Annotated in this window: 21 protein-coding genes, 3 tRNA genes and 1 pseudogene; 8 read left to right on the top strand and 17 right to left on the bottom strand. The window is 65.7% G+C overall.

What is annotated here, in order from left to right:
• Positions 1-12: 12 nt before the first annotated feature.
• From ABS761_RS02245 to ABS761_RS02255, 3 genes are read left to right on the top strand one after another with little or no spacing between them, the layout of a single operon-like run.
• Complete coding sequence (locus ABS761_RS02245; RefSeq protein ID WP_350406372.1) at positions 13-1,056, top strand: LacI family DNA-binding transcriptional regulator; 1,044 nt, start codon at positions 13-15, stop codon at positions 1,054-1,056.
• Positions 1,049-1,978 carry a phosphoserine phosphatase SerB gene (gene serB, locus ABS761_RS02250; RefSeq protein WP_350406374.1) on the top strand — a complete coding sequence of 310 codons (930 nt, stop codon included), beginning with the start codon at positions 1,049-1,051 and terminating at the stop codon, positions 1,976-1,978. Before ABS761_RS02245 ends, serB begins: the two co-directional genes overlap by 8 nt.
• Positions 1,975-2,904 carry a DMT family transporter gene (locus ABS761_RS02255; RefSeq protein ID WP_350406375.1) on the top strand — a complete coding sequence of 310 codons (930 nt, stop codon included), beginning with the start codon at positions 1,975-1,977 and terminating at the stop codon, positions 2,902-2,904. The genes serB and ABS761_RS02255 overlap by 4 nt, the downstream gene beginning before the upstream one ends.
• Before the next feature lie 192 nt (positions 2,905-3,096).
• Here the strand turns inward: ABS761_RS02255 and ABS761_RS02260 are convergent, their stop codons facing one another.
• Positions 3,097-4,134, bottom strand: a complete 1,038-nt coding sequence (locus ABS761_RS02260; protein ID WP_350406376.1) for a virulence RhuM family protein/type II toxin-antitoxin system death-on-curing family toxin — start codon at positions 4,132-4,134, stop codon at positions 3,097-3,099.
• A 164-nt stretch (positions 4,135-4,298) separates the two neighbouring features.
• On the opposite strand from ABS761_RS02260, the pseudogene ABS761_RS02265 reads away from it, so the two are divergent.
• Positions 4,299-4,427 (top strand): annotated as a pseudogene (locus ABS761_RS02265) (transposase); the annotation flags it as partial.
• A gap of 146 nt (positions 4,428-4,573) precedes the next feature.
• Here the strand turns inward: ABS761_RS02265 and ABS761_RS02270 are convergent.
• Positions 4,574-4,650, bottom strand: a tRNA-Met gene (locus tag ABS761_RS02270).
• A gap of 184 nt (positions 4,651-4,834) precedes the next feature.
• Between ABS761_RS02270 and crcB the strand changes: the two genes are divergently transcribed.
• Both crcB and ABS761_RS02280 read left to right on the top strand, forming a co-directional pair.
• The gene (gene crcB, locus ABS761_RS02275; RefSeq protein WP_350406377.1) at positions 4,835-5,218 is read left to right on the top strand and encodes a fluoride efflux transporter CrcB; all 384 of its coding nucleotides are present in this window, start codon (positions 4,835-4,837) and stop codon (positions 5,216-5,218) included.
• Positions 5,219-5,260: 42 nt separating this feature from the next.
• A complete protein-coding gene (locus tag ABS761_RS02280; RefSeq protein WP_350406378.1) occupies positions 5,261-6,862 on the top strand; it encodes a diguanylate cyclase in 1,602 nt (533 codons plus the stop codon).
• 272 nt (positions 6,863-7,134) lie between these two features.
• Here the strand turns inward: ABS761_RS02280 and ABS761_RS02285 are convergent, their stop codons facing one another.
• From ABS761_RS02285 to rnr, 11 genes are all read right to left on the bottom strand, one after another.
• Positions 7,135-8,808 (bottom strand): FMN-binding glutamate synthase family protein, encoded by a 1,674-nt coding sequence (locus tag ABS761_RS02285; RefSeq protein WP_350406380.1) that lies wholly within the window; start codon positions 8,806-8,808, stop codon positions 7,135-7,137.
• A 39-nt stretch (positions 8,809-8,847) separates the two neighbouring features.
• On the bottom strand, positions 8,848-9,312 hold the full coding sequence (locus ABS761_RS02290; RefSeq protein WP_350406381.1) for a DUF3293 domain-containing protein: 465 nt from the start codon (positions 9,310-9,312) through the stop codon (positions 8,848-8,850).
• On the bottom strand, positions 9,309-9,869 hold the full coding sequence (locus ABS761_RS02295; RefSeq protein WP_350406383.1) for a DNA-3-methyladenine glycosylase I: 561 nt from the start codon (positions 9,867-9,869) through the stop codon (positions 9,309-9,311). The genes ABS761_RS02290 and ABS761_RS02295 overlap by 4 nt, the downstream gene beginning before the upstream one ends.
• Before the next feature lie 18 nt (positions 9,870-9,887).
• Entirely contained in the window at positions 9,888-11,420 is a 1,533-nt protein-coding gene (locus tag ABS761_RS02300) for a helicase HerA-like domain-containing protein (protein ID WP_350406385.1), read from the bottom strand.
• A 65-nt stretch (positions 11,421-11,485) separates the two neighbouring features.
• Positions 11,486-12,535: a selenide, water dikinase SelD gene (selD, locus tag ABS761_RS02305; protein WP_350406387.1), complete on the bottom strand. Its 1,050-nt coding sequence runs from the start codon at positions 12,533-12,535 to the stop codon at positions 11,486-11,488.
• Positions 12,532-13,629 (bottom strand): tRNA 2-selenouridine(34) synthase MnmH, encoded by a 1,098-nt coding sequence (mnmH, locus tag ABS761_RS02310; RefSeq protein ID WP_350406389.1) that lies wholly within the window; start codon positions 13,627-13,629, stop codon positions 12,532-12,534. The genes selD and mnmH overlap by 4 nt, the downstream gene beginning before the upstream one ends.
• Positions 13,630-13,746: 117 nt before the next feature.
• A tRNA-Val gene (locus ABS761_RS02315) sits at positions 13,747-13,822 on the bottom strand.
• An 83-nt stretch (positions 13,823-13,905) separates the two neighbouring features.
• Positions 13,906-14,178, bottom strand: a complete 273-nt coding sequence (locus ABS761_RS02320) for an HU family DNA-binding protein (RefSeq protein ID WP_269495036.1) — start codon at positions 14,176-14,178, stop codon at positions 13,906-13,908.
• Between the two features lie 297 nt (positions 14,179-14,475).
• Complete coding sequence (locus tag ABS761_RS02325) at positions 14,476-15,717, bottom strand: cystathionine gamma-synthase family protein (RefSeq protein ID WP_350406390.1); 1,242 nt, start codon at positions 15,715-15,717, stop codon at positions 14,476-14,478.
• Positions 15,718-15,819: 102 nt separating this feature from the next.
• Positions 15,820-16,572 carry a 23S rRNA (guanosine(2251)-2'-O)-methyltransferase RlmB gene (gene rlmB / locus ABS761_RS02330; protein WP_350406392.1) on the bottom strand — a complete coding sequence of 251 codons (753 nt, stop codon included), beginning with the start codon at positions 16,570-16,572 and terminating at the stop codon, positions 15,820-15,822.
• Between the two features lie 69 nt (positions 16,573-16,641).
• A complete protein-coding gene (gene rnr / locus ABS761_RS02335) occupies positions 16,642-19,074 on the bottom strand; it encodes a ribonuclease R (protein ID WP_502881359.1) in 2,433 nt (810 codons plus the stop codon).
• A gap of 103 nt (positions 19,075-19,177) precedes the next feature.
• On the opposite strand from rnr, the gene ABS761_RS02340 reads away from it, so the two are divergent.
• Positions 19,178-19,262: transfer RNA gene (locus ABS761_RS02340), tRNA-Leu, on the top strand.
• 392 nt (positions 19,263-19,654) lie between these two features.
• Positions 19,655-20,716 carry an Lnb N-terminal periplasmic domain-containing protein gene (locus tag ABS761_RS02345; protein WP_350406393.1) on the top strand — a complete coding sequence of 354 codons (1,062 nt, stop codon included), beginning with the start codon at positions 19,655-19,657 and terminating at the stop codon, positions 20,714-20,716.
• Positions 20,717-20,763: 47 nt separating this feature from the next.
• On the opposite strand, the gene ABS761_RS02350 is transcribed toward ABS761_RS02345, so the two are convergent.
• The 4 genes from ABS761_RS02350 to ABS761_RS02365 form a co-directional block, all read right to left on the bottom strand.
• Positions 20,764-22,272, bottom strand: a complete 1,509-nt coding sequence (locus tag ABS761_RS02350; RefSeq protein WP_350406394.1) for an MFS transporter — start codon at positions 22,270-22,272, stop codon at positions 20,764-20,766.
• A 117-nt stretch (positions 22,273-22,389) separates the two neighbouring features.
• Positions 22,390-23,358, bottom strand: coding sequence for an ABC transporter permease (locus ABS761_RS02355; protein WP_350406395.1), 969 nt, complete (start codon positions 23,356-23,358; stop codon positions 22,390-22,392).
• Positions 23,355-24,290: an ABC transporter ATP-binding protein gene (locus tag ABS761_RS02360; RefSeq protein ID WP_350406396.1), complete on the bottom strand. Its 936-nt coding sequence runs from the start codon at positions 24,288-24,290 to the stop codon at positions 23,355-23,357. Before ABS761_RS02360 ends, ABS761_RS02355 begins: the two co-directional genes overlap by 4 nt.
• Positions 24,287-25,453 carry a COG1470 family protein gene (locus ABS761_RS02365; RefSeq protein WP_350406397.1) on the bottom strand — a complete coding sequence of 389 codons (1,167 nt, stop codon included), beginning with the start codon at positions 25,451-25,453 and terminating at the stop codon, positions 24,287-24,289. Before ABS761_RS02365 ends, ABS761_RS02360 begins: the two co-directional genes overlap by 4 nt.
• Positions 25,454-25,631: the final 178 nt, after the last annotated feature.

Genomic DNA, 25,631 nt, shown 5'->3' on the forward strand with positions numbered 1-25,631 from the left:
TGGCGTAGAAGAATGTCGAACAAGTCGGGGCCCGTGACGTCGGTGGATGTCGCCAAGCTTGCCGGAGTGAGCCAGTCGGCGGTCAGCCGGACGTTCACGCCGGGCGCCAGCGTGTCGAACGATATGCGCACCAGGGTCCTCGCCGCGGCGTCCACGCTCGGCTATCGCCCCAATGCCATTGCGCGCACGCTGATCACCAAGCAATCGCAGATCGTCGCGATCGTCGCGTCCTACCTCGAGAATCCGTTCTACCTCTCGGCCATCGAGCAGCTCTCGAAACGCCTGCGCAAGGAGGGATACTGCCTGCTCCTGTTGGTGAGCGATAGCGGAGAGGCCGATGAGTTCCTGGTGCAGTCCATGCAGTATCAGGCCGATGGCGTGATCCTCGTCAGCACCACGCTATCCTCGACGCTGGCCCAGACTTGCAAGGACATGGGCGTTCCCGTCGTGTTGTTCAATCGGGTCAGCCGGCATGGGAACGTCAATTCCGTCGCGGCAGACAATTACGCCGGCGGTCGCCTGGCCGCGCAGGTCCTGGTGAACTCCGGCCATCGGCGGCTCGCATTTCTCGCTGGCCTGGAAAACACCTCTACCAGCCGGGACCGCGAGGCGGGATTCCGCGATGAACTGGCCGCGCTGGGTGTGGGGCCCTACCAGCGCGCTGTCGGCGATTATGGTTTCGAGCAGGCCAAGGTGGCGGTGCGATCGCTGTTCGAGGGCGGCCGCCGGCCCGATGCGATCTTTGCCGCCAACGACTACATGGCCATTGCGACCATGGACTGCCTGCGCGACGATCTGGGCCTCAGGGTGCCGGAGGACGTCTCCGTCCTGGGCTTTGACGATGCGGCGCCGTCGGCCTGGCGCGGATATCAGTTGACGACGATCGAGCAGCCTGCGCAACTGATGGTCGAGAATGCGGTGACGCTCCTGCTGGACCAGATGCGGGGTGAGGCCCGCGACGCGCGCGCCGTGATTGCACCGGTCCGGCTGGTCGTCCGGAAAACGGTGCGGGGGCTTGTGCCCGCACCGGATCAGGAGCCGGCCGGGGATGCTTGAAGACGATCTCCCGGAAAAGCCGATGCTGCTGGTGTTGACCGCGGCGGGCGAGTTGCCCGATGCCGCCCTGGACGCGTACGAGACCCATGTTCGCGCCTATCGGCGTCTGCGGTTTGATGCGCGCACCGCGATGCTGCTGGTCGATGCCGTGCCGCGCGGCGAGCGGGGGCCCGTGGCACGCGTATCGGCCATGCATGGGCATGATCATGCATGGCTGGAGGCGCCGCCCCGGCGGCTGGAGTCCTTTGCACTGATGCTCTTCGATATGGATTCCACCTTGATCCCGATCGAATGCATCGACGAACTCGCCGTGCGCAAGGGATGTGCGCAGGCGGTGGCCGCGCTCACCGCGCAAGCGATGGAGGGGCGCGAACAGGACTATGATCGTAGCCTGCGCGAGCGTGTGCGCCTGTTGGCGGGCCTGCCGACGTCGGAGCTACAATGGGTCCGCACGCATCGGGTGCGCTTGAATCCGGGTGCGGAGGCGCTGGTGGCCGCGGCACACGCCGCGGGATTGCGGACCGGCATCGTCTCTGGCGGCTTCGACGTTTTCACGGAAGCCCTGCGGCATGAGCTCGGCCTATCGTTTGCGCATGGCAATCGGCTGGTCGTCGAAGGAGGGGTTTTGACGGGCGAACTCGAGGGCATCCTGGTGAATGCCGGCCGCAAGGCCGCCGTGCTGCGAGAGGCCTGTCATCTCTACGGCTGCGAGCCACACCAGGCCATCGCCGTCGGCGATGGCGCAAACGATATCGACATGATGGCGGCGGCGGGGCTGGCCGTCGGGTTCCGGCCCAAGGAGATCATTGCGGGATTTGCGGACATCGTGCTGCGGACGCGGCTCGATGGGCTGGCGCACCTGCTGGACGCGGGCTGCGCCGCCTGGGCCGATATTCCGCGTCAGCCGGGCGTGTGCCCATGAGCGCCCAGGACGGGAAGCGCGGCCGGACGACCGGAAGATTCCCCGCTGTCGTGACGGCGGCCCTGGCCGCAACCGTCATCATTGCGTGGGGCACGAATTATCCGCTGTTGAAGCTGGCGGTCCAGGACATGCCGCCGCTGACGTTTTCCGCCCTGCGGTCGCTGGGCGGCGCGGTGATCGTCGCCCTGCTCATCCTCGGTGGCCGCTTGGGGCCGTTGTTGCCGCCCAAGGAAGAGCGCGTGCGGTTCGCAGTGGTCGGGATCCTGCAGTTCGCCTTGGTGATCGGCCTGGCGACGGTGGCGATGCTGGTGCTGCCGGCCGGTCGCACGGTCGCCATCATCTACACCATGCCACTGTGGGCGGCGCTGTTCGACATGCTGTTGCTGGGCAGGCGGTTGACGCCGCGCCAAGTCCTGGGGATCGCCGTCAGCCTGGCGGGCTTGCTGTTGTTCCTGGATCCGATGGTCCTGGCCTGGGGGGACCCCGGCGTCCCATTGGGGACCGCGTTGGTTCTGACGGCCGCCGTGGGCTGGGGCCTGGGGGCCGTGCTATACAAATCGTATCAGTGGAAGGCGAGCTTTCTGAGCCAGACCCTCTGGCAATTGCTCACCTCGGGCGTGGTCTTCGTGGTCTTGGCGCTGGTGCTCGAAAATCCGCTCGAGTCGCGGTTCACGGTCAACTTGGTCCTGATACTGCTTTGGAACTTCATCGTGCCCAGCGCTGTGGCCATCTGGGCCTGGAGCCGGGTGCTGGACCGCATGTCGCCGTCCGTCGCCGGACAGATGCTGATGTCCACGCCATTCGTGGGCATCGTCGCCAGTGCCATCATATTTGGCGAGGATATCCCTCCGGTGTTCGCCGCCAGCACCTTGCTCATCATCGTCGGCGGGGTCTTGGTGCTGTTGCGCCAACATCGCGCCACGTGACAGTGACGAAAAGAAAAACGCCAACCTCGAAGGATTGGCGTCAATGCCTGATTTGTCTGGTGGCGCATCCCTGATTCGAACAGGGGGCCTGCGGATTATGATTCCGTATTATAGAGTCGATTTTCATGCGATTTGCCTTGGCAATCAATATGTTAGACCGCTTTGTTTTCGCTATGGTGGTGCTTTATTTCGCTATGCTGTCGACGATTGGTTGACACTATTCTTGTCCTCGCTAGGCTCCCTCAACAGGATAAAGTGCTCAATCAGCCGGATCATCAGAGCCTTTTGATCAGGCAGGCTTTCAGCCACCAGAAGGGCCAGCGCAACAAGGGTATTGTCGTTGATTAACTGCTCCACGGGGCGGGCCAATAAATGCTGATTGCGGCGCAGGTACCAAAGAAACAAGAAGGAACCGCAACGCTTATTGCCATCGGCCAGTGCATGATTTTTCACCAGAAAATACAGCAAATGCGCTGCGCGACTAGCAACGTTGGGGTAAAACAGTTCGTCGCCAAGCCCCTGCTCAATCGTTGCCAGCGCGGAGGCCAGACCATCGCCCCGCACTAATCCAAATAAATTGGTCGCTTCGCCTTTCGTGATTAAGGTCTGCTTTAATTCGGTAATTGCGGCTAGAGCCTCACTCAGAACCAACGGGCGTATGTCCGGCTGATTAAGAGAAATTTCCTCGAGTGCCTGCTCATCGTAGCCCTGTAACAGGCTCCATGAGCGTGCATAGTCGCTGATGACTCTGGCCACCGCTTCGCCTTCGGCAGACATCAATCCCTGATTAGTGAGCGTGCGGCTGAGCAAATTGACTGCCTGCTCAAACTCGGCACCACGCTCTAATAAGCGGTGCTGATTCAGGCTATAACCCTGTACCAGATGGTCCTTGAGCACCCGAGTGGCCCACTGGCGGAATTGGGTTGCTCGTTTTGAGCTGACTCGGTAGCCAACCGAAACAATGGCGTCCAGGTTGTAGTGCTTGATCTGCCTGCGGACATTGCGTTTGCCTTCCTGGCGAACTACCGAGGATTCCTCGGTAGTTGCCGATTCATTCAGTTCCTTCTCCTGATAGATATTCCTCAAGTGCAGGCTGATATTGTCGGCAGAAGTATCAAATAGCGTGGCCATTTGGCCTTGACTCAGCCAGACAGTATCCCGATTCAGCGCTACTTCAAGCTGAGCCTTGCCATCTTGGCTAACAAATATCTGGATTTGTTGATCAATCATCAGTACTGCCTATGCATATCTAGCTCAAGCTGTCATTATGCATTTGAAACGGCCTCTGCTGGCATCATAGGCTACCAATCATCTTGATATCTGCTGGTCTGACGCAATGGTGTTCATGGCATGGATCGGCCCCCTGAAACACCGGACACAGTCACCCACTTGAAATAGCAGGTATCGACGAGCACTTCTTCACCCGTAAACAGGGCTACGCCACGACGCTGGTGGATCTGAAGCACCACAAGGTGTTCGATGTCGTGCTGGGACGCTCGGAGGCGAGCCTGCGCGGCTACTTGGCTCAGTGCGGTTGGAACGGGGTCATCAACCGTGTCTGAGGAATGCCCATCCCTCAATTATGGGGTAGAGCCATGGGGTAGAGCCAAAGCAAAACGCCAACCCGGTTAAAGGCTGGCGTAAGTGTTTGATGCTATTTATATATTCCTGGTGGCGCATCCCTGATTCGAACAGGGGACCTGCGGATTATGATTCCGTCGCTCTAACCGGCTGAGCTAATGCGCCAAAGCACGAAATTCTAACAAGGTTTCCAAGGGCCCGCAAGCGAGGCGCGCCCGGCGAGCCGTGTCGGCCGCCCGCCGCGTGGCGGCTCTCCGGCGTCCCTGCTTGTATCGGCCGCCCGTGCGAGTGATACCATGCCCAAGCGCCTGCGGAAGGGCTGCACTTTCCTGATCTTCGGGGTCTAATCATGCTGAAATCCATGTTCGCCATTGCCCTCGGCGCCGTGCTGGGCGCCTGGCTGCGATGGGGCCTGAGTCTGCGCTTGAACCACCTGTTCCCGACCTTGCCGCCGGGTACTTGGGTGGCGAACCTGGTGGGCGGCTACCTCATTGGCCTGGCGATCGCCTGGTTCGCCGGCCACGAGGGGATCAGCGTGGCCTGGCGCTTGTTCATCGTGACGGGTTTTTGCGGGGCTTTGACGACCTTTTCGACGTTCTCGGCCGAGGTCTGGGTGCTGTTGCAGCAAGGCCGCCTGGCTTGGGCCTTCGGGACGATCGCGGCCCATGTGGCGGGTTCCCTGGCGATGACGGCTGCGGGGTTTGCGACGGTCCACGTCCTGGCGGGCCGCTAGCCGTCCCGGGCTTGGACACTGGCATAGGGGGATTCCTTGCATATGCGCTCCCGCCTCCGGATCCGTATCGATCTGCGTCGGCTGATTCTGATGCTGGCGGTGTTCAGCGCGCTGGTGATGCTGGTCAACGGTTTCCAGGCGGCCTACCAGGTCCAGCGCGAGCTGCTGATCCAGGGGACCCTGGATGCCAACGAGGCGTATGCCGCCAAGCTCGCAGCAACGACAGACAACTATCTGCGCCAGGCACAGCGCCAGCTCGCCTACGGGGCCGCGGCGCTGGCGTCGGCGACGCAGGCGGCGGACACGGCGCGCATCGCGACCGAGGTCGAACGCCTGCACCAGCAGGCCGACATGTTCAATACGGTGTCCTTCATCGATGCGCGGGGCACGGTCCGGATGGCCTCGCCGGCCCGCCTGTCCCTGCGAGGCCAGCGGCTGGAATCCAGGGGGGCGCTCGAAGCGCTCGAAAAAAGAGCGCCGCTGATCAGCGAGCCCTACACGTCGGTATTGGGCAATCTGGTCGTGCAGATGTCGCATCCGGTCGAAACCGGGGAGGGACGCTATCTGGGTTATGTCGCCGGGACGATCTATCTGCGAGAGCATAATGTGCTCAATCAATTGCTCGAGGATCATTACTATCGGGATGGTTCGTACGTCTACGTGGTCGATCGCACTCGCCACCTGCTGTATCACCCGGACGGCGCGCGCGTGGGCACGCAGGCCGGTCGCAGCGAGGTGATCGACGAGGTGCTGGGCGGCGGATCGGGCCAGCGGCACGTGGTCAGCGCCCGCGGGGTCGACATGCTGGCGGGCTATGCCCCCATGCCGACGGTGGGCTGGGGGATCGTGGCCCAGCGGCCCACGGCGGTGACGCTGGATCGCCTGGATGCGTTGATGCTCGATGTGCTGCGGCGCTCGGTCTGGCCCGCGGCGGTTGCGCTGATCTTGGTCTGGTTGGCGGCGCGGCTGATTTCCGAACCCTTGGGCGGCCTGGCCCGGATTGCCCGTGAAATGGATTCGCCCGAGGCCTTCGGGCAGATCGAGGGGGTGCGCTCCTGGTATTTCGAGGCGGCGCAGCTCAAGCGCGCGATGCTCGCGGGCATCGGCCTGTTGCAGTTGCGGATGGGGCGATTGCGTCGTGATGCCCAGACCGACCCCATGACCGGCCTCCTCAACCGCAGGGGCCTCGAACTGGAGGTGGAGACCTGGCTCGCGCTGGGACGCGAGTTTTCGGTTGTAGTGATCGATATCGATCATTTCAAACAGGTCAACGACCGGTATGGCCACGATGTGGGCGATCAGGTGATCGTAGGCGTGGCGCGTTTGATGCGTCAGCAGTTGCGCGAGGGGGACGTGGCGTGCCGCCTGGGCGGTGAGGAGTTCCTGATGCTGTTTCCGGGGCTGGCCGCGGAGGATGCCTTGAAAGGCGCTGATCGCCTGCGCGAGGCGATCGCAGCGGCGGATCTCGGGCTGCCGGGCCGGGTGACGATATCGGGCGGGGTGGCCGCCTGGCCTCGGGACAACGAGGATTTCGTCCAGGTATTAAAGGCCGCGGACCGGGCCTTGTACCTCGCCAAGGCATCGGGGCGCAACCGGGTGATGGAGGCTGGGGCAGAGTCCGTCGGGCGTGTCGCCGCTGGATGAGGTCGTGGCGGCCCGGGAGCCGGCGCCGGGGGCCGCCAACGTAAAGGCCCCGCCTTTTGGCGGGGCCTTACTGCCAGTGTGGCAGTAGCACCACATGGGCGCGGTGCTATGTAATCACCCGTGAAGGTGACTAGACACTACCATCGGGTAGCGAATCCAGTATAGGAAATGGCTTGGGACTTCGCAATCCAGGGTTAATCCCTAAAATTTTAAGCAAATGTGAAGTGTCCTCAGGCGGGCGCACGGCCCGGGGGCGGGGCGCGGGCATCGGGTTACGAGGTCTGCGCTGCCGGGGCCGGGATGGTTTGGCGCATATGCCCGGACAGGGCCGCGCTGAGGCTGTAGAGCGGTTCGAAAGACTCGGCCTGGGCCATGGGCCAGACCGTGCGGAAGATCGTGTTTGGGTAATGACCAACGAGCAGCGCGCCCTTTTCCATGTCTGGGAATAGGGCCGAGAGGACGCGGATTTCGTCGTTGGCGATGCGCCGCGCGATGTGGTGCGGGCGCAGGTCGCCGGGGTGGTACAGACCGGCGGCGCCCAGCAGCTCGCCCAGCGCCTTGAGCGTGCTGGCGTGAAAATTCCTCACGCGCAGGGACTTGTCGGCCACCACCAGGGCTTTCTGGCGCTCGGGGTCCTGGGTGGTGACCCCGGTCGGACAGCGTCCCGTATGGCACGTTTGGGCCTGAATGCAGCCGATGGCGAACATGTAGGCGCGCGCGCTATTGCACCAATCGGCACCCAGGGCCATGATCCGCGCCATGTCAAAGGCGCTGATGACCTTGCCCGAGGCGCCGAGCTTGATGCGCTCGCGCAGCCCGATGCCAACGAGGGTGTTGTGCACCAGCCGCAGCCCTTCGCGCAGCGGCGTGCCGACATGGTCGACGAACTCGATGGGCGCCGCGCCGGTGCCGCCTTCGGCACCGTCGACGACGATGAAATCGGGTGTGATGCCGGTGGCCAGCATCGCCTTGGCGATGGCGAACCATTCCCAGGGGTGGCCGATGCACAGCTTGAAGCCCACCGGCTTGCCGCCGGAGAGTTCGCGCAGGCGGGCAATGAAGCCCATCATTTCGATGGGGGTGCCGAAGGCGCTATGGCTCGAGGGCGAAATACAATCCTGGCCCTCGGGAACGCCGCGCGCGGCGGCGATCTCGGCGGTCACCTTGGGGGCGGGCAGAATGCCCCCGTGGCCGGGTTTCGCGCCTTGAGACAGCTTGATCTCAATCATGCGGATGTTGTCGCGCCGCGCCATGTCGGCGAAGCGTTCCTCGGAAAAGCTGCCATCCTTGTTGCGGCATCCGAAATAGCCTGAACCGATGTTCCAGATCAGGCCGCCGCCATGCTCGAGGTGATAGCGGCTGACGCCGCCTTCGCCGGTATCGTGTGCGAAGTTTCCGAGGGCGGCGCCCTTGTTCAGGGCCAGCACGGCATTGGCCGACAAGGCGCCGAAGCTCATGGCCGAGATGTTGAACACCGACAGCGAGACGGGTTGCGCACAGTCCGGGCCGCCGACCGTGATGCGGAAATCGTGGTCCGTGATGTGCGTGGGCACCATGGCGTGGTTGATCCACTCATAGCCGTTCTGATAGACATCGCCCTGGGTGCCGAAGGGGCGCTGGTCCATGGCCAGCTTGGCGCGCTGGTAGACCAGCGATCGATCGACGCGCGAGAAGGGCAGCCGCACGGTATCGTCCTCGAAGAAATACTGGCGCATCTCGGGGCGGATGAATTCGAACAGAAACCGCAGGTTGCCGATGACGGGATAGTTGCGGCGGATGGCGTGGCGCGTCTGGTGCATGTCGTAGACGCCAAGCAAGGTCAGCCCGGTGAACAGCGCGCAGGGCAGCCACCACCCGCCGCCGCGCGCCAGCGCCAATAGGGCGCAGAGGATCGCGAGTCCGAGGGCCGTATAAAAGGCGGTGTAGCGCGTGAGAAATCGATGCATGGCGGCTTCCCTGTGGTTGGATGCTCTAAAGTTAGCAGACTAGCCGGGTGGGCGCACATGCCGGGCAGGCGCCGAGAGGCCGGAACGGGGGGACCAGACCAGCTCCGGGATGCCTTCGGAGCCCGCCGCCGCAAAGGCGTTCTGGCCAAAGCGCCGCGCCAGGGCGAGCGCCTCGGGAATATCCATGCCAGGCACCAGCAGGCTGGGCTCGGCCGGCCACCGCCCCGAGGGGTCGCGGCCTTCGCCGGCAATGGGGTTCCAGCCGCGTTGCGCCAGGGCGGCGGCCAGCGCGCGCATGCGGCGCCTGTTGGCGGCCGGCCGCAGGAGGCGGCTGCGCGGGTTGCAGGCGGTCAGATAGACGCAGCGCTCGCAGCCCAGGCGGGCGTACAGGCGGATCAAGGCCGCGCTGGGCTCGCCGATGCGCAGAGTGAACGGCGGGTCGGTCCGCACCGTGTAATCGGCGCCCAGGTAGGCTTGGCGCGGATCTGCGGCGGCCCGGCTCATCGGGCGCTTTGCGCCAGGGCCGCATGCCGGTGGCAATCGGTGGTGTGGTCCATCAGGCAGCCGACGGCTTGCAGATAGGACTGGCAGATCGTGGGCCCGACGAACTTGAAGCCCGCCTTGGCCAGGGCTCGGCTCAGGGCCTGGGCCTCGGGGCCGGCGGTGGGAATGTCGTCGCCCGGCTCATAGTGATGGATCAATGGCTGTCCGCCGGTAAAGGACCAGACCAGGCCCACGGGATCGGGGTGCGCCAACCAGGCCCGGGCATTGGTGCGCGTGGCCAGGAGCTTGAGCCGGTTGCGGATGATCGAGGGATTGCGCATCCTGGCGTCGACCCAGGCCTCGTCCACCCGCGCCAGGGCCTCGGGATCAAAGCCCAGCAGCGCTTCGCGGAACGCCTCGCGCTTGCGCAACACGGTCAGCCAGGACAGGCCGGCCTGGAATCCCTCGAGGACGAGCATCTCGAATAAGTGCCTCGAGTCGCGTGAGGGGACGCCCCACTCCTGGTCGTGGTATTGGATATACAAAGGATCGTTTGAACACCACACGCAACGCTGCATGGAGAGCCTCCGTCGGTTCTAGCGGCGGCGCCCGACCAGGGAGCCGAGCAAGCCCCGGACGAGCTGGTTGGTCGCTTGGCGCACGGCGCTCTTGACGGCGGACTGGACCACACCGTCACGGCGGCCGCCACGCGGCCCGGTCGAGCCGAACAGGAAATCGCCCATCGTGCCCATCAGGCCGTCGCCCTCGGTCTGCGTGCCGGCGTCCGGCCGGCGGGTCGCGGGCGGTGCGGCGTCAGCGGGCGGTGTTGCCGCAGGGGCCTGAGTCTCGCCCTGGGCGCGCTTGGTCAGGACCTCGTAGGCTGACTCGCGGTCTATGGTCCGATCGTATTTCCCGCCCAGCATCGAGGCGGCCCGCAGGGCCTGGCGCTCGGCATCGCTGACCGGGCCGATGCGGCTGCCCGGTGCGTGCAGCCAGACCCTTTCGGTGGGCGTGGGGCGGCCGCTGGCATCGAGCAGCGACACCAGGGCCTCACCCACGGCCAATTCAGTGATGGCCGCCTCGACGTCCAGGCCCGGATTGGGCCGCATGGTCTGGGCGGCGGCCTTGACGGCCTTTTGGTCGCGCGGCGTAAAGGCCCTCAAGGCGTGCTGCACGCGGTTGCCGAGCTGGCCGAGCACGGAGTCGGGAATATCCAACGGGTTTTGCGTCACGAAATAGACGCCCACGCCCTTGGAGCGGATCAGGCGCACCACCTGTTCGACCTTGTCGAGCAAGGCTTTGGGCGCGTCCTTGAACAGCAGGTGCGCCTCATCGAAAAAGAAGACGAGTCGGGGCTTTTCCGCGTCGCCGGTTTCCGGCAGGCGTTCGTAGAGATCGCCCAGCATCCACAGCAGGAACACCGCGTACAGGCGGGGCGACTGCATGAGTCTGTCGGCGGCCAGGATGTTCACCATGCCGCGCCCCTGGGCGTCGGTGCGCATCCAGTCGAACACATCGAGCATGGGTTCACCGAAAAATTGCGCGGCGCCCTCGGACTCGAGGCGCAGCAAGGCGCGTTGGATCGCGCCCACCGATGACGCCGAGACGTTGCCGTAGCGCGTGCGCAGCTCGGCCGCTCGATCCGCCACGTTTTGCAGCATGGCGCGCAGGTCCTTGAGGTCGAGGATCAGTTGACCCTCGTCGTCGGCTACCCGGAACACCAGGGCGAGTATGCCTTCCTGGGTGTCGTTCAGGTCCATCATGCGCGCGAGCAGCAGGGGGCCAAGGTCCGAGACCGTCGCACGCACGGGGTGGCCCTGTTCGCCGAAGATATCCCAGAGCGTGGCGGGGCAGGGGCCCCAGGCCGGCTCGGGCAGGCCGAGCTTTTGTAGCCGCGCCGCGAGCTTGGGCGAGCTCGCGCCCCCCTGCGAAATCCCCGTCAGATCGCCCTTGACGTCGGCCATGAACACCGGCGTGCCGATCCGCGAGAATGATTCCGCCAGGACCTGCAGGGTGATGGTCTTGCCGGTCCCGGTCGCGCCGGTGATGCAGCCGTGCCGGTTGGCGTACTGCGGCAGGAGCGCGGCTTGCGCGCTGGAGTTCTGGGCGATGATCAGGGGATCGGCCATGTGTGGGCTCCGTAACGGTTGCGTGGGTTCCAAGTGTAGCGGCTTGGCAGTGCCGGTCGAGAGGCTCAGGCGATGCTCACCCCGGCAGGGCCGGCGGCGAGCCGTCCGATCGGGGTGGCGGCTTCGAAGCCCGCGCCGCGCAGCGTGGCCAGAACCTCGCCGCTTGCCTCGGGCGCGCAAGCGACCAGCAGGCCGCCCGAGGTTTGCGGATCGCACAAAAGCGTCTGGGCGATGTCCGGCAGGGCTGGGTCCAGGCTTGTCGCGCTCTGGCAGGCGCGCCAGTTGCGGCTCGAGGCGCCGGTGCGGACGCCGGCTTGTGCGAGCATCGGTGCGCCGGCGAGCCAGGGCAGGTCGGCGTACCGGATGTGGGCGTGCAGGCCCGCGCCCCGGCATAGTTCGAGGGTGTGGCCCAGCAGCCCGAATCCGGTGACGTCGGTCATCGCGTGGACCCCGGGCAGGGCGGCGAGCGCGGTGCCCGGCGTGTTCAGGCGCGTAGTGGCGTCGATCATGGCCCGGTATCCCTCGGCCTCCAGCCGCCCCTGCTTGAGGGCGGCCGACAGGATGCCCACGCCCAGCGGCTTGCCGAGGATCAGGACATCGCCATCGAGGGCCGCGTCGTTGCGCTTGATGCGGGCCGGGTGGGCGATACCCATGGCGGCCAGGCCGTAGATGGGTTCGACGGAATCGATGGAGTGTCCGCCGGCAATGGGGATGCCCGCAGCCGCGCAGACCGACGCGCCGCCTTCCAGGACGCGCGCGATCGTCTCGTGCGGCAGGACGTTGATGGGCATGCCGACCAAGGCCAGGGCGAGGATGGGTCGCCCGCCCATGGCATAGATGTCGGACAGTGCGTTGGTGGCGGCGATGCGGCCGAAGTCATAGGGATCGTCGACGATTGGCATGAAAAAATCGGTCGTGGCGATCAGGGCCTGCTCGTCATTGAGGCGGTAGACCGCCGCATCGTCGGCGGTCTCGGTGCCCACCAGCAGGTCCGGGAAGGAGCCGGCGGGCAGGGCGTCGCGCATCAGTCGCGCCAGCACGTCGGGGGCGATCTTGCAGCCGCAGCCGCCGCCGTGGGACAGGGCGGTCAAACGGGGGGCATCGGGAGCGTTCATGGCGTGGATTCCTGTGGGAGGCCGGCCTGCTGCGCCAGGCGCAGGCAAGCGAGGGCCTGGTCCGGAGCGCCGGCCGCGGTTGGGTCGTAGATAAAGGCGGGGGCCTGCGCGAGGCCGGTGTAGTGCTGTCCGCTGCTGCGTCGGTAGGCGGGATCGTAGTGCCGCTCGACCAAGTCGCGAAAGAGGTCCCGGCGGCGATCGGCATCGATCAGGGCCTGCCAGGCGGCCACGGTGTTGCGGCTGTGCAGACCGATGAAGCGTTCCAGGGTTTGCTTGAAGGCCGCGTGGTCGTCGAACAGATGCGCATAGTCCTGCAAGAGGAAATCCAGGCGGTGTTCGAGGCTGGCGCGCACACGCACGCAGCGCCCCGCGTGCATGCGGGCGAGCAGGCTTTGGGGCAGGCTGATGCGGCCGATCCTCGGACTCTCGGCCTCGACGAAGACGGGGCGCGTCGGATCGAGTATGGCCAGGGCTTGCACCAGGGTCGACTCGAAGCCACGCTGCGAGGGCTGGGGTTGATCCGGCATCGCGCCCAGCAGCGAACCTCGATGCCCGGACAGGGCCTCGAGGTCCAGGGCCTGGGCCCCCGCGCGGGCGAGCGCATGCAGCAGACGCGTCTTGCCCGAGCCGGTCGGGCCGGCAAGCACGATGAAATCCAGCGCCAGCGGGACGGACTCGAGGCGCTGCAGCACGTCGTGGCGGTAGGTCTTGTAGCCGCCGTCCAATTGCCGCGCCTTCCAGCCAATGAGGTTGAACCAGGCGGTCATGGCACCCGAGCGCTTGCCGCCGCGCCAGCAATAGATCAGGGGGCGCCAAGTCCGGGGCCGATCGGCGAATAGGGTTTCGAGGTGGTGCGCGATATTGCGTGCCACCAGTGCCGCACCCAGCCGCGTGGCTTTGAAGGGGGATTCCTGGGTGTACAGCGTGCCGACACGCACCCGCTCATCGTTGTCCAGGACGGGGGCATTAATGGCACCCGGGATGTGATCGGCCTCGTACTCGGCGGGCGTGCGCACGTCGATGATCTCGTCGAAACGGGCGAGTTCGTCCAGGCCGCACAGCAGCGACGGGACGTGAGGGGGTTGTGGGCTCATCCGGGAATTGTAGGGCCATCGCCCGGGTTTAGGCGCCCGCCGGGGCCGGAAAACGGCGCCTTGAGCGGCAAAAATAAAAGCACCCGGGATTCCAGGTGCCTTTAAGGGGTGGCTTGGTGGTGGGTGCTGAGGGGTTCGAACCCCCGACCTACGCCTTGTAAGGGCGCCGCTCTACCAACTGAGCTAAGCACCCCTTGAAGCCACGGTGCGTGCGAAAGGCTGCGATTATATCGGCTGGCCTGGCGCCGCGCAAACGGCCCTGGCCGCGGGCGTCGCTTAGTTGACGGCGTCCTTGAGGGCCTTGCCCGGACGGAACTTGGGCACGCGGGCCTTTTTGATCTTGATCGCCTCGCCGGTGCGCGGGTTGCGGCCCGTGCGGGCGGCACGCTCGGACACGGCGAAGGTGCCGAAACCGACGAGGGTCACGGAGCCCTTCTTTTTGAGGGTGGTCTTGACGGCACCGACAAACGCTTCCAGGGCACGGCCGACGTCGGCTTTGGACAGGTCGGTCTTGGAAGAGATATGCTCGATAAGCTCGGTTTTGTTCATTTTAAGGAATACCCCTGAAGTTTATTGTGGCCGCCGGGCGTGCCCGACCAGCTTGTGATTGATAAGGTCTGCCATAACCGCCAGCCGTACCCGACCGGATGGATAGCGATGGCCCAATGGCCTTGTGCATACACGCGATCGAGTCTACCGGCTAAGGCGTATTAAGCCTTCGAAACTAGATGGTGTCAAGAAGAAAACCGCCCAAGAGCCGCACCGTTACTGACTTTCATGGAACACGGCCACGGGCGTCCGGGAGTCCCGTGGTCCGCCCGGTGCCGGCCGGGGCCTTTCGAGGACTCAGTCCGGCATCGCCGCCAGGGCCTGCGCAAAGTCGCCGATCAGATCCTGTTCGTCTTCGATGCCCACCGATATGCGCAGGAACCCGTCAGGAATGCCCATCAGCGCGCGGCGCTCGGGACCCATTTCGTAGTAGATGGTGTGGGCCGCCGGCAGAACCAGGGTGCGGTTGTCGCCCAGGTGTGTGGCGAGAATCACGATACGCAGTTGATTCAGGTATTCAAAGACGTCGATGCGCGGGTCGAGCTCGACGCCCAGCAGGCCGCCGAAACGCCCGCCGAACCATTCGGCCGCGCGCGCGTGCTGGGGGTGCGAGGGCAAGCCGGGATAGTGGACGCGCGCCACCTTGGGGTGCGCATCGAGGTAGCCGGCGAGCGCCAGGGCGTTGGCGCAGATCCGGTCCATGCGCAGCGCCATGGTCTCGGCGCCCGCCGCCAGCCGGTGTGCCACATCCGATGCCAGGGTGCCGCCCATGTCTCGTAGGCCTTTTTTCTTGATCTGCAGCAGGCCCCAATTGCGCGAGTCACCCTTGCGGTACTGTGGATGGATGTTCGGGTAGTCCTTCCAGTCGTAGAGCCCGGTCTGCGTGACCGCGCCGCCCAGGGCGTTGCCGTGGCCGCCCACGTGCTTGGACAGCGAGTTGATGACCAGGGAAGCGCCGAAGAACCGCGACGGGCGCAGATACGGCGAGGACAGGGTGCTGTCGACTACGTAGACCAGGCCGTGCGCACTGCACAGGTCCCCGATCGTGATCAGGTCCGCGATCTGGGTGCCCGGATTGGCGATGGTTTCGACGAAGACCATGCGGGTGTTGTCGCGAATGGCCGCCTCGACCTCGCGCGCTTCGGTGGCATCCACGAGCGTGACCTCGACGCCCAGGTCCGCGAGCGTCATCAGCAGGCTATTGGTGTTGCCGAAGATGTACTTGCTGCTGATCAGGTGGTCGCCGCTGCGCAGCAGGGTAAACAGGGTCGCCGTCAATGCGGCCATGCCGGTGGAGAAGGTGACGCTCGCCTCGGCCTGCTCCATCGCGGTGACCTTGGCCTCGAGCGCCGCCGTCGTGGGGGTGCCCTGACGTGCATAGGTGTAGCCGGCCTTGCCCTGGAATACGGCGGCCAGTTCCCGCGCATCCGCGTAGCCGTACTCGGTGGACGGATGGATGGCTTGGTGGACGGCGCCGTTGGTAGGTTGCGAGCGGCGGTCGGAGTGAACGATCTGAGTAGAGAAGCCGTTATCGGACATGGTGTTGCGAAAGAAAGAGAGTGAAAGTTCGGATGGGCCGGGGCCGATGCCGCTCATTATGCGCCTTTCGGGTGCAAGCCGGCGGTTGCCTGTCGACGAGGCCTAGTCCGGCAGCAGGCGCTGGCGCGCGGTTTCATACAGGCAGACAGCGCTGGCGACGCTCACGTTCAGGCTCTCGACCGAGCCGCGCATGGGGATGGCGGCCAGTTCGTCGCAGGTCTCGCGCGTCAGCCGGCGCATGCCCTCGCCCTCGGCGCCCATGACCCAGGCCATGGCGCGTCGGCTGTCGACCTGGTGGATGGAACGTTCGGCCGCATCGTCCGCGCCGACCAGCCAGACGTCGCGCTGGCGCATGGCGCGCAGCGTGCGCGCGAGATTCGTCACCATGATGTAGGGCACGGTGTCGGCCGCGCCGCAGGCGACGCGCTGGACAGTGGCGTTCAAGCCGACCGCGCGATCACGCGGGGCGATCACCGCGTGCACGCCGGCCGCGTCGGCAGTGCGCAGGCAGGCCCCGAGGTTGTGCGGGTCGGTGACGCCGTCGAGTACCAGGAATAGCGCGGGCTCGGCCTGATCCTCCAGCGTATCGAGAACCTCATCGACCGTGATCGCCAGGGCGCGCGGGTGGGCCAGGGCGACGATGCCCTGGTGCCGCATGCCGCGCGCCAGGCCATCGAGGCGAGTGGCATCGACGGCGTGCCAGCGCACGCCGGCGGCTTCGATCTGCTGGATGCAGTGACGCATGCGCTGGTCCTGACGCGAGGTGTCGACGTAGAGATCGACGATCGAGTCCGGGGCGTGGCGCAGGCGTGCCTGCACGGCATGAAAGCCCGCCAATACCTGATTGGATGCCATCGTGTTCCTTGTGTCGGTCAAGGGGGGCGACATTCCCGCCGCCCCTCGGGCGCCATTGTAGTGTGTGCGCTAGCTGCGCCGCTTATTGGGGGGCGCCTGGCGCGCCGCGCGCTTGGCCTCGGCCCGGCGCTGGTGCGAGGTGGTGCCCCGCAGCGCGGTGGGCTTGGCGCCCGCGGCTTTCTTGGGTTTGGGGGCAGGCCGCGTGCTGCCCGAGATCTCGGCCTGCAGGGCCTTGAAGTCTTCGCCCTTGACCAGGCGAAACTCGATGCGCCGCGCCTCGAGGTCGACGCGCGAGACCTGGACCTGCAGGGCATCGCCCAGGCGATAGCGCATGCCAGTGCGTTCGCCGCGCAGCTCGTTGGTGATCTCGTTGTACTGGAAGTAATCCGAGCCCAGTTCCGAGACATGCGCCATGCCCTCGACATAGAGCGTGTCGAGCGTGACGAATACTCCGAAGCTGGCGACCCCGGTGATCTTGCCGCTGAAGACCTCGCCCACGTGCTCGCGCACGAACCAGCACTTCAGCCAGGCGGCGACATCGCGCGAGGCGTCGTCCGCGCGGCGCTCGCGGGCCGACAGCAGCATGCCCAGGTCCTCCCAGGTCTCTTGTTCGCGCTTGGCCGCCGGCACCCCGGCCACTGGCTGGCCCTCGAGGGGTGGCGGGGCGTAGCGCTGGCCCGAGAGGATGCCCCGGATCGTGCGGTGGACCAGGAGGTCGGGGTAGCGGCGGATCGGCGAAGTGAAGTGCGCGTAGTGCTCGTAGGCCAGGCCGAAGTGGCCGGCCGGCTCGGGGCTGTAGATGGCCTGCTGCATCGATCGCAGGCACATGGACTGGATGATCTCGTAGTCCGGGCGGCTGCGTGCCGCGAGGATGAGCTTGGCGTAGTCCTGGGTGCGCGGCTCGTCGCCGCCCTCGAGGACGAGACCCAGATTGCGCAGGTACTCGCGCAGGGCTTGCAGCTTCTCGGGGGTCGGCCCCTCGTGAACGCGGAACAACGAGCGCCGTTTGTTGCGCACGATGAAGTCCGCCGCGCAGGTGTTGGCCGCGAGCATGCATTCCTCGATCAGGCGGTGGGCGTCGTTGCGCGCGTAGGGCTCGATCTTTTCGATGCGGCCCAGCGGGTTGCAGACGATGCGGGTCTCCGTCGTGTCGAAGTCGATGGCGCCACGCCTTTTCCGCGCCTCGACGAATGCCTGGTACAGGTCGTGGGCGTCGCGCACGTGCTCGAGCAGGGGGCCGAGGTTTTGCGCCGCCGGGCCGGAGGGTTGTTGCAGCGCCCCCCAGATATCGGTGTAGGTGGTGCGCGCGTGCGAGTGGATGACCGCCTCGTAGAACTGGTAGGCTGTGACAGTGCCGGCCTTGGCGCCCTGGGCGGGGATCATCATGTCGCAGACCATCACCAGGCGGTCGGCGCCGGGGTTGAGCGAACAGATGCCGTTGGACAGCGCCTCGGGCAGCATCGGAATGACCCGCCGGGGGAAATAGACGCTGGTGCCGCGGTCCAGTGCGTCCTCGTCCAGGCCGCTGCCGGGGCGTACGTAATGGCTGACGTCGGCGATCGCGACCAGCAGGCGCCACCCTGGGCGCTTGCGCGATGCGCTGCCCAGGTCGGTCGGCATGCAGAAGACCGCGTCGTCGAAGTCGCGGGCGTCCTCGCCGTCGATCGTGATGAAGGGGATGTCGCGCAAGTCGACACGGTCTTGGCATTCCGCCGCCGACACCTGATCGGGGACGGTCCGCAGCTCGCGGGAGGTGGCGTCCGAGAACTCGACCGGGACGTCGAACTTGCGCACGGCGATCTCGATCTCCATGCCGGGATCGTCAATTTCGCCCAGCACTTCGATGACCTTGCCCAGCGGCTGCATGTGGCGCGCCGGCTGGCGCAGGATCTGCGCAGTGACGACCTGTCCGTGTTCGGCGCCGCCCGTGTCGGCGGGCGCGATCAGAATGTCGTGCTTGATGCGCTGGTCCTCGGGGGCCACGATGCAGGCGCCGTGTTCCTTGAGAAAACGGCCGACGAGCTTGCCGGTGCGTCGCTCGAGGACTTCGACGATCGTGCCTTCGGTGCGGCCCCGGAATTCGCCCGAGGGCTTGACCCGCACGCGGTCACCGTGCAGGACCTTGGCCATTTCATGCGTGGACAGATACAGGTCCTGGCCGTTGTCGTCGGGGATCAGGAAACCGAAGCCGTCCCGGTGTCCTTGGACAACTCCGGTGACGAAATCCGTATTGTTGCAAATCTGCAACTTTCCTTGAGGATTGAAGCGCAGTTGGCCGTCGCGCTCCATGGCCTTGATCCGGCGGACGAATCCGGCCGACAGGGGGATGCCCGCGTCGGTGGCGTCGGCCAGGGCTTCGATAGTCATGGGTTTTCCCGCAGTGCGCAGGATGTGCATCACCAGCTCGCGGCTGGGAACCGCCGGATCGAAGTCGGGCGGCAGTTCGGCGGACGATGGGGGGAGGGCGTCTGGGTTTTTATCTTTATCAAATCGCTTTTTCAAAGGCTGCTTTTCATCCTAAAAAATGCTGCTATAATCCTGTCTTCGTTGAACGCGGCGCCAGTTGCAGCGGGCAGCAAAAGCAATAGCATACACGTTATGCAGTGCCCAGGTGGCGGAATTGGTAGACGCGCATGGTTCAGGTCCATGTGCCGCAAGGTGTGGAGGTTCGAGTCCTCTCCTGGGCACCACTTCTCTGTTTTGAGAGGTCCAATTCAGTACGAAGCATCGAAGCAAAACCCGGATATAGTACGAAGCATCGAAGCAAAACCCGCATGGACACTAGGTCTTGCGGGTTTTTTGCTTTCAGCGGGCCTGATAGCGCCCGATGTTCGTCTGGCCGAAGCCATTGTTTTTGTGTTCCTGCTAGAGTGCTTTGCTGGCCAGGTGCACAGAGCGCGCCTCATGGAGGCATGGAGGCTCGCGGGCTGTGCCAAGTGGGCCCAGCGACTAAGATCATAGATATGTATTCCGATATGACGAGGGTGTCTGACGCCCATAAAACCGCCGAGGATCCGCAGTACCTTTGGTGTCTGTGTCCGTCATGCTGCCCTGCGGGCGGCGCAGGGCGCGGAACGCAAGCATGAGCGCGACGACCTGGGAGTTCTTGCGCGCAATGCTGAGTGCGCCCGCCGGCAAGCTGATCCTCAGCCTGATGCTGCTGTCATCGGGCGCCTGGGGCACGCTGGCGCTGTTCTATCAGAGCCCCTTTCAGCCCGGCCGCCCAGCCGTCTGGCTGCTTTGCTCGGCATGGGCCGCTCTGGCGCTCGCCGCCGCCGCCCTGGTCTGGACGCAATACCGGTTTCAGGCCTTGGCCGCATACGTCCTGGTTTTTGTCGCCTTGTGCGCGTGGTGGTCGATGCTCGCGCCCTCCGATGCGCGTGACTGGGCTCCCGACGTGTCGCGGCATCTGCATGCCGAGGTTGATGGTTCCATCGTGACGCTGCACAATGTGCGCAACTTCGACTGGCACAGCGATACGGACTTCGTCGAACGCTGGGAAACCCGCCGCTACGATCTGGATTCCCTGAGCAGCGTGGACGTGATCGCGTCGTACTGGATGGGCCCGGCCATCGCGCACACGCTGGTCTCCTTCGGCTTCAACGGGGGTCGCGACAGCACCGACTATCTGGTATTTTCGATCGAGATCCGCAAAGAGCGCGGTGAGGCATTTTCCGCCGTCGGGGGGTTCTTCAAGCAGTTCGAACTCAGCCTGGTCGCTGCGGATGAGCGCGACGTTTTGCGGGTACGCGCCGACACCCGCAAAGAAGACGTCTATCTATATCGGGTCAATATGAGCAAGGAGGCGGCGCGATCACTGTTTCTGGCCTATCTCGCCAAAGCGCAAGCCCTGGTCGCCGAGCCCCGCTACTACCATACGCTCACGGCCAACTGCACCACCATCGTATACGAAATGGCTCGCCGCATCGTGCCCGGCCTGCCCATGAACTGGCGCCTCCTGGCCTCGGGGTATTTGCCGGAATACCTCGAGCAGATCGGCGGTTTAGCCGGTCCCGGCGATCTGGAGGTCCTGCGGGCCGCCGGCAGAATCACCTTGCGCGCCCAGCAAGCCGATAGCGATGCGGCCTTCTCGCGGATCATCCGGCAAGGCGTGCCGGGGATGGAGACGGGGCTGGCGCCCTGAAATCGGTCGAATGCTCGGTCGGATTTGCCGGGCCGCCCCCGGCGCGCTCAGTCCGCCAGCCGGACCCGGCTGCTCCCGTCGCGGTCGCGCAGGTCTTTGAAGGCGACGCCCAGCGCCAGCGCCACCACCAGGCCGATCACCCCGAACCCGACGGACACGGCCATTGACCATGAGGATGTTGTCAGGGTCCCGAACACCGCCGCCGTGATGATGGCGATGCCCACCGAGGTCCCGATGCGTTGGCCGGTCTGCATGATGGCGCCCGAGCTGCCCGCGTAGTCCAGCGGCACATCCTCCAGGGTCAGCGCCTGGTTGGGACTGATGACCGATCCTTGGGCCAGCCCGATGAATGACAGCGACAACAGCAGCCACCAGATGCTCAGGTGGCCTTGTTCGTACAGGAGCACGACGCCGCTGCTGGTCGCCAGGCCGACGAGGGCCAGGAGCAGGCCGCCGATCACGACCTTGCGGCCGTAGCGGTGCACGCGCCGGCCGGCCCAGTCCGCCGCGTAGGCCGAGAGCAGGGCCGCCGGGATGCCGAACAGCCCGGATTCCAGCGCCGACATGCCGGCGCCTTCTTGAATGTAGAGCGCCACCAGCACCCAGATGCTGGTCATGCCCAAAAAGTACAGTGTCATGATGACGATGCCGTTGGTGAAGCTGGCGGTGGAAAAGATTTCCAAGTCAACCATGGGGCTGCCGCCCAGGCGCGCGTAGCGCCGTTCCCATCGGACCCAGAGGAAGAACAACAGGGCGGATGCGGGCAGCAGCAGCCACGTGAGCGGCGTCTCGCGGGCTTCGACGAAGGGCAGCAGCACTGCGAGCACGGCCAGGCCCAGCAGGGCCGAGCCCACGGGATCCAGCGCGCGCAGCATGCGCGCCGCGCGGCCGGGCGCGCCGGCTTGGGGCGCGCCGCTGCGGCGGATCAGAGGTTTTGGAAACCAGAGCAGACCGAGGATGATCGTGGCGATGCCGATGGGCACATTGACCAGGAAGGTCAGGCGCCAGCCGAGTTCCAGGCCGCCGATTTCGATGAGGAAGCCACCCAGCACGGGGCCGATGGCCACCGAAAAGCCGACCGCAGTGCCGAAATAGCCGAACGCCCGCCCGCGTTCGGCGCCTCGGAAGTATTGCTGGATCATCCCGATGCCCTGCGGGTTGAGCAAGCCCGAGCCGATGCCCTGCGAGAGCCGGGCGGCATTGAGCCAGTCCGCGTCGGGCGCCAGGCCCGCGGCGACTGACGAGAGGGTGAAAATTCCGGCGCCCAGCAGGAACAGCCCGCCTCGGCCCATGATGTCGCCAGCGCGCCCGGCCGCCACCAGCACGACCCCGAAGGTCAGCGCGTAGCCCGACAGCACCCATTGGATATCGGAGCGCGAGGCATCCAGGGCGGTCTGTATCGACGGCAGGGCCACGTTGACGATGCTCACGCCGATCAGGGTCATGAAAATGGCGGTCAGCAGCACCGCCAGAATGCGCCAGCGCACGGCGTTCGGCACGGTGCCGCCGTCGTTCGGATCGGTTTCGGGTGGCGAGGGCGCCGGTGGTCGCGTCATTGAGGCCTGCGGTCAGGGAACTCCGAGGCCCATTGTAGCGGTCACCGGCGGCGATGCCGGATTCAGCGGGCGCCGGCCTGGCGCGGGGCGGGTTCCACGCCGGGCCGGCGCGCCTGGTCAGGTGCGCACCTCCTGGCGCTGAAAGCACACGTATCCTGCCGTGAACAGCACCAGCACCGCCGCGATCAGCCCCGTGAACTGCGGCCAGACGATGGCCAGGCTCTCGGACAGCGGCAGAGGCGCGCCCAACAGCGCACCCTGGATCTGCGACAGGAACACCGGCCCCAGGCTGCGGGTGGCCGGGCTCAGCAGCGTGATGGCGGTGTCGTTGAATAGTGTCGCGGGCGAGGCGTGCATCAGGGCCTGCTGCCAGGCGAGGGTGTGCATGTCCATGCCGCCCGACAGCAGGGTTGCCAGGTCGGGCGGTGCGATTGCCTGCGCGATCGCGGGCGCCAGCATCGGCCACAGCATGGCGGTGAACAGCCACAGACCCAGCGCCACCAGCGCCGAAGTCGAGGCCGAACGGAACACGGTCGAGCACAGCAGCGCCAGACCCAGCCAGACCCCGGCATAGGCCAGCGCGGCGCAGAGAAAGGCCAGCGAGCGCAGCACTTCCTCGCCGCTGGGCGGTACGCCCAGCAGGATCAGTCCCGCGCCCATCACCAGCAGCCACAGGCACACCAGGCAAATCCCCAGGGCCGCGAGGCCAGCGAGGAACTTGCCCAGCAGCAGGGCGTCGCGATAGATCGGCTGGGACAGGATCCGGCTCATGGTGCGATGGTTGTACTCCCCATTGATCGCATCGAACCCCAGCCCGATCGCCACCAGCGGAATCAGGAAGCCCAGCAGCGCCGCGAAGGAGGGCAGCGGCGCCTGCGCGTCGGTGAACAGGCGCAGAAACACGAAGGGGTCCGTCGATGTGGTCTGGCGGATGCCTTCGATGGCGCCATACAGTGCGGCGGCGGCCGTCAGTACCACCAGCCATTCCAGCACGCGCATGCGCGCGCTGCCCATGTGGTCGGCCAGCTCCTTGGTCGTCACCGCGCCCAGCCCCTGCCAGGGCGAGCCTTCTCTGCGTGTGCTCATAGGGGTGCTCCCGTGTGGAAGGTGTGCCGGTAGATGGCCTCGAGGCTGGGGACGTCCACGGCCAGGGATTGCAGTCCGGCTCCGGCCTGGATGGCGGCGCGTGCCGCATCGGCGCGCACGTCGCCAGCAGCCTGCAGGACATAGTGGCCAGGTTCGGGCATGCGGACCTGGCTGACGCCGGGGACAGTGGCTAGCGCGGCGCGAATGTCCGGGCCGACGGCCGTCAGGCGGATTTCGTGGCTGTCGCCCAGCACCTGCCGCGCGAGCTCGTCGACCGGGCCGGCGAGGACGATGCGGCCGGCGTTGAACAAGGCCACGCGATCGCAGACGCGCTGTACCTGGTCGAGCAGGTGCGAGGACAGCAGGATGGTCGTCCCGTCGGCGCGTAGTTCCTCGATGAGCGCCAGAAAGGACTCGGTGGACTGCGGATCAAGGCCCGAGGTGGGCTCATCGAGAATGGCGATCGGTGCGCGTTTCATGATGATCTCGGCCAGCCCCAGGCGGCGGCGCATGCCGTGGGAAAAGGTTCCGACGCGCTGGCGGGCGTGCGCGGCGAGGTTTACGCGCTCGAGCGCCTGCAGGATCCGCGCATTGCGTTCGCCGGGCTCGATGCCCAGCAGCTTGGCCGTATAGCTCAGGTTGTCGAGCGCCGTGAGCTGATCGTAGAAGCCGACGGAGTCGGGCATGTAGCCGACGCGGCGCTTGACCTCCAGCGGCTTGCGCTGCGGGTTTTCGCCCAGGATGCGCACGGTTCCGCGCGTGGCCTCGGTCAGCCCGAGCAGGATCAGGATGGTTGTGGTCTTGCCCGCGCCGTTGGGGCCGAGCAGGCCGAAGACCTCGCCCGCGCCCACCTCGAAGCTGATCTCGTGCAGGGCGGTGTGCCGGCCGTACCGCTTGCCCAGACCCTGGGCCGTGATGACGGGCGCGCTCATCTGCGGCCATACCTTGCGACTGCCCCGATCAGCACCAGCAGGGCGATGGCGATGAGGATGGCGCCGCTCACGCCCCAAAGGCTCGAGGTAGTCACCGACACGCGCAGATCGCCGTGGGCCGACTGGCCCTGCGACCGCGCCGAGAGCTTGACCATGTAGTCGCCGGCGAGCGACTGCGAGGAGGGCGTGATGTGCGCCTGGACCTCCGCGGTCTTGCCCGGCTCGATGCGCTCGATGCGAGCTGGCTCGAAGCTGAGTTTCCACCCCGAGGGGGCAGTGCCGTCCACGGTGATATCCTGGGCGGCGGCGGTGCCGCTGTTGCGAATCTCGAGCGGTACCGTCGAAGCCTCTTGGATTTGGGCGCTGGCGCTCATCAGCCCGTCGCGGCCCGACAGGTCGAGTTGTGGCTGACCGGTGATGTCCAGTTTCAGGTCTGTGCTGGCCGAGACGCCGCCGGCCGATACCGTGACCTTGATGGGATGGTCGCCCGAAGGCGCCATGGCGGGCGGGCGGACGTGCAGTTTAATGTCCTTGGATTCGCCGGCCTTGATCGGCACTGCGCTGACCTGTTGACTGCCGTAGCCTTCCGTAAACGAGGTGTCGTAGTATTGAGGTGCCTGGGCATCCAGGCTGGCGAGCACGTCCTGCCCGCTGTCGTTCTTGATCTTCAATTGGAAGTCGAAGGCGGTTTTGGTCGATCCCGTGAGCTGAGGCAGATCGGACTGAATCGAGAGCTTGGGCGGCAGCCGATCGGCGAGCGTGACGTCAATGGGCAGGCTCAGTTGGCGCTGGCCGCCCTCTGCATGGATCACCAGCGTGTGGGTCGAAGCATCCTTCGCTTGAGGGATGTCAAGACGTAATTGGAGGGAGAGCGTATCGTTGGCTGCGGGCATGGCGGCGGCCACTGGCTGGCCTGCGCCCAGCAGCGTCGCCTTCCAGCCTTCGGGCACGCCCGAGACAGACAGGGACAGGCGTTCCGGGGGGGTGTCGTTGTTGCGCAGGCTCAGGCGGATGTTGGACGTCCCGCCCGCCTGGACGGTCACCGATGGAAAGTCGCTGGTGAGGTAGATGCCTGTGGGCGCGGTGCTTGCAGCCCATGCGGCCACCGGGGCCTGGAGGCACAGTGCGCAGACTGCGGCGAGTATGGCGAGGGATTTGTGCATGATGGCGTCCGGTCTCCTGTTGGATGGGTTGTGGTCGAACTCTTTTCCTAAATGACCGGAATTCCTTGTTTCGAGTTTCATCCAATGAGTATCTTTTTGTTTCTCCAGGGGTGGCGAGCAGGGTTCGCGGATCGCCGGCGGGCTGGCGAGCGACGATTTTCGCGCGCATTGGATGGGT

Origin of the sequence: Castellaniella sp. GW247-6E4, assembly GCF_040276065.1 — a bacterium.
Lineage (GTDB): Bacteria > Pseudomonadota > Gammaproteobacteria > Burkholderiales > Burkholderiaceae_B > Castellaniella.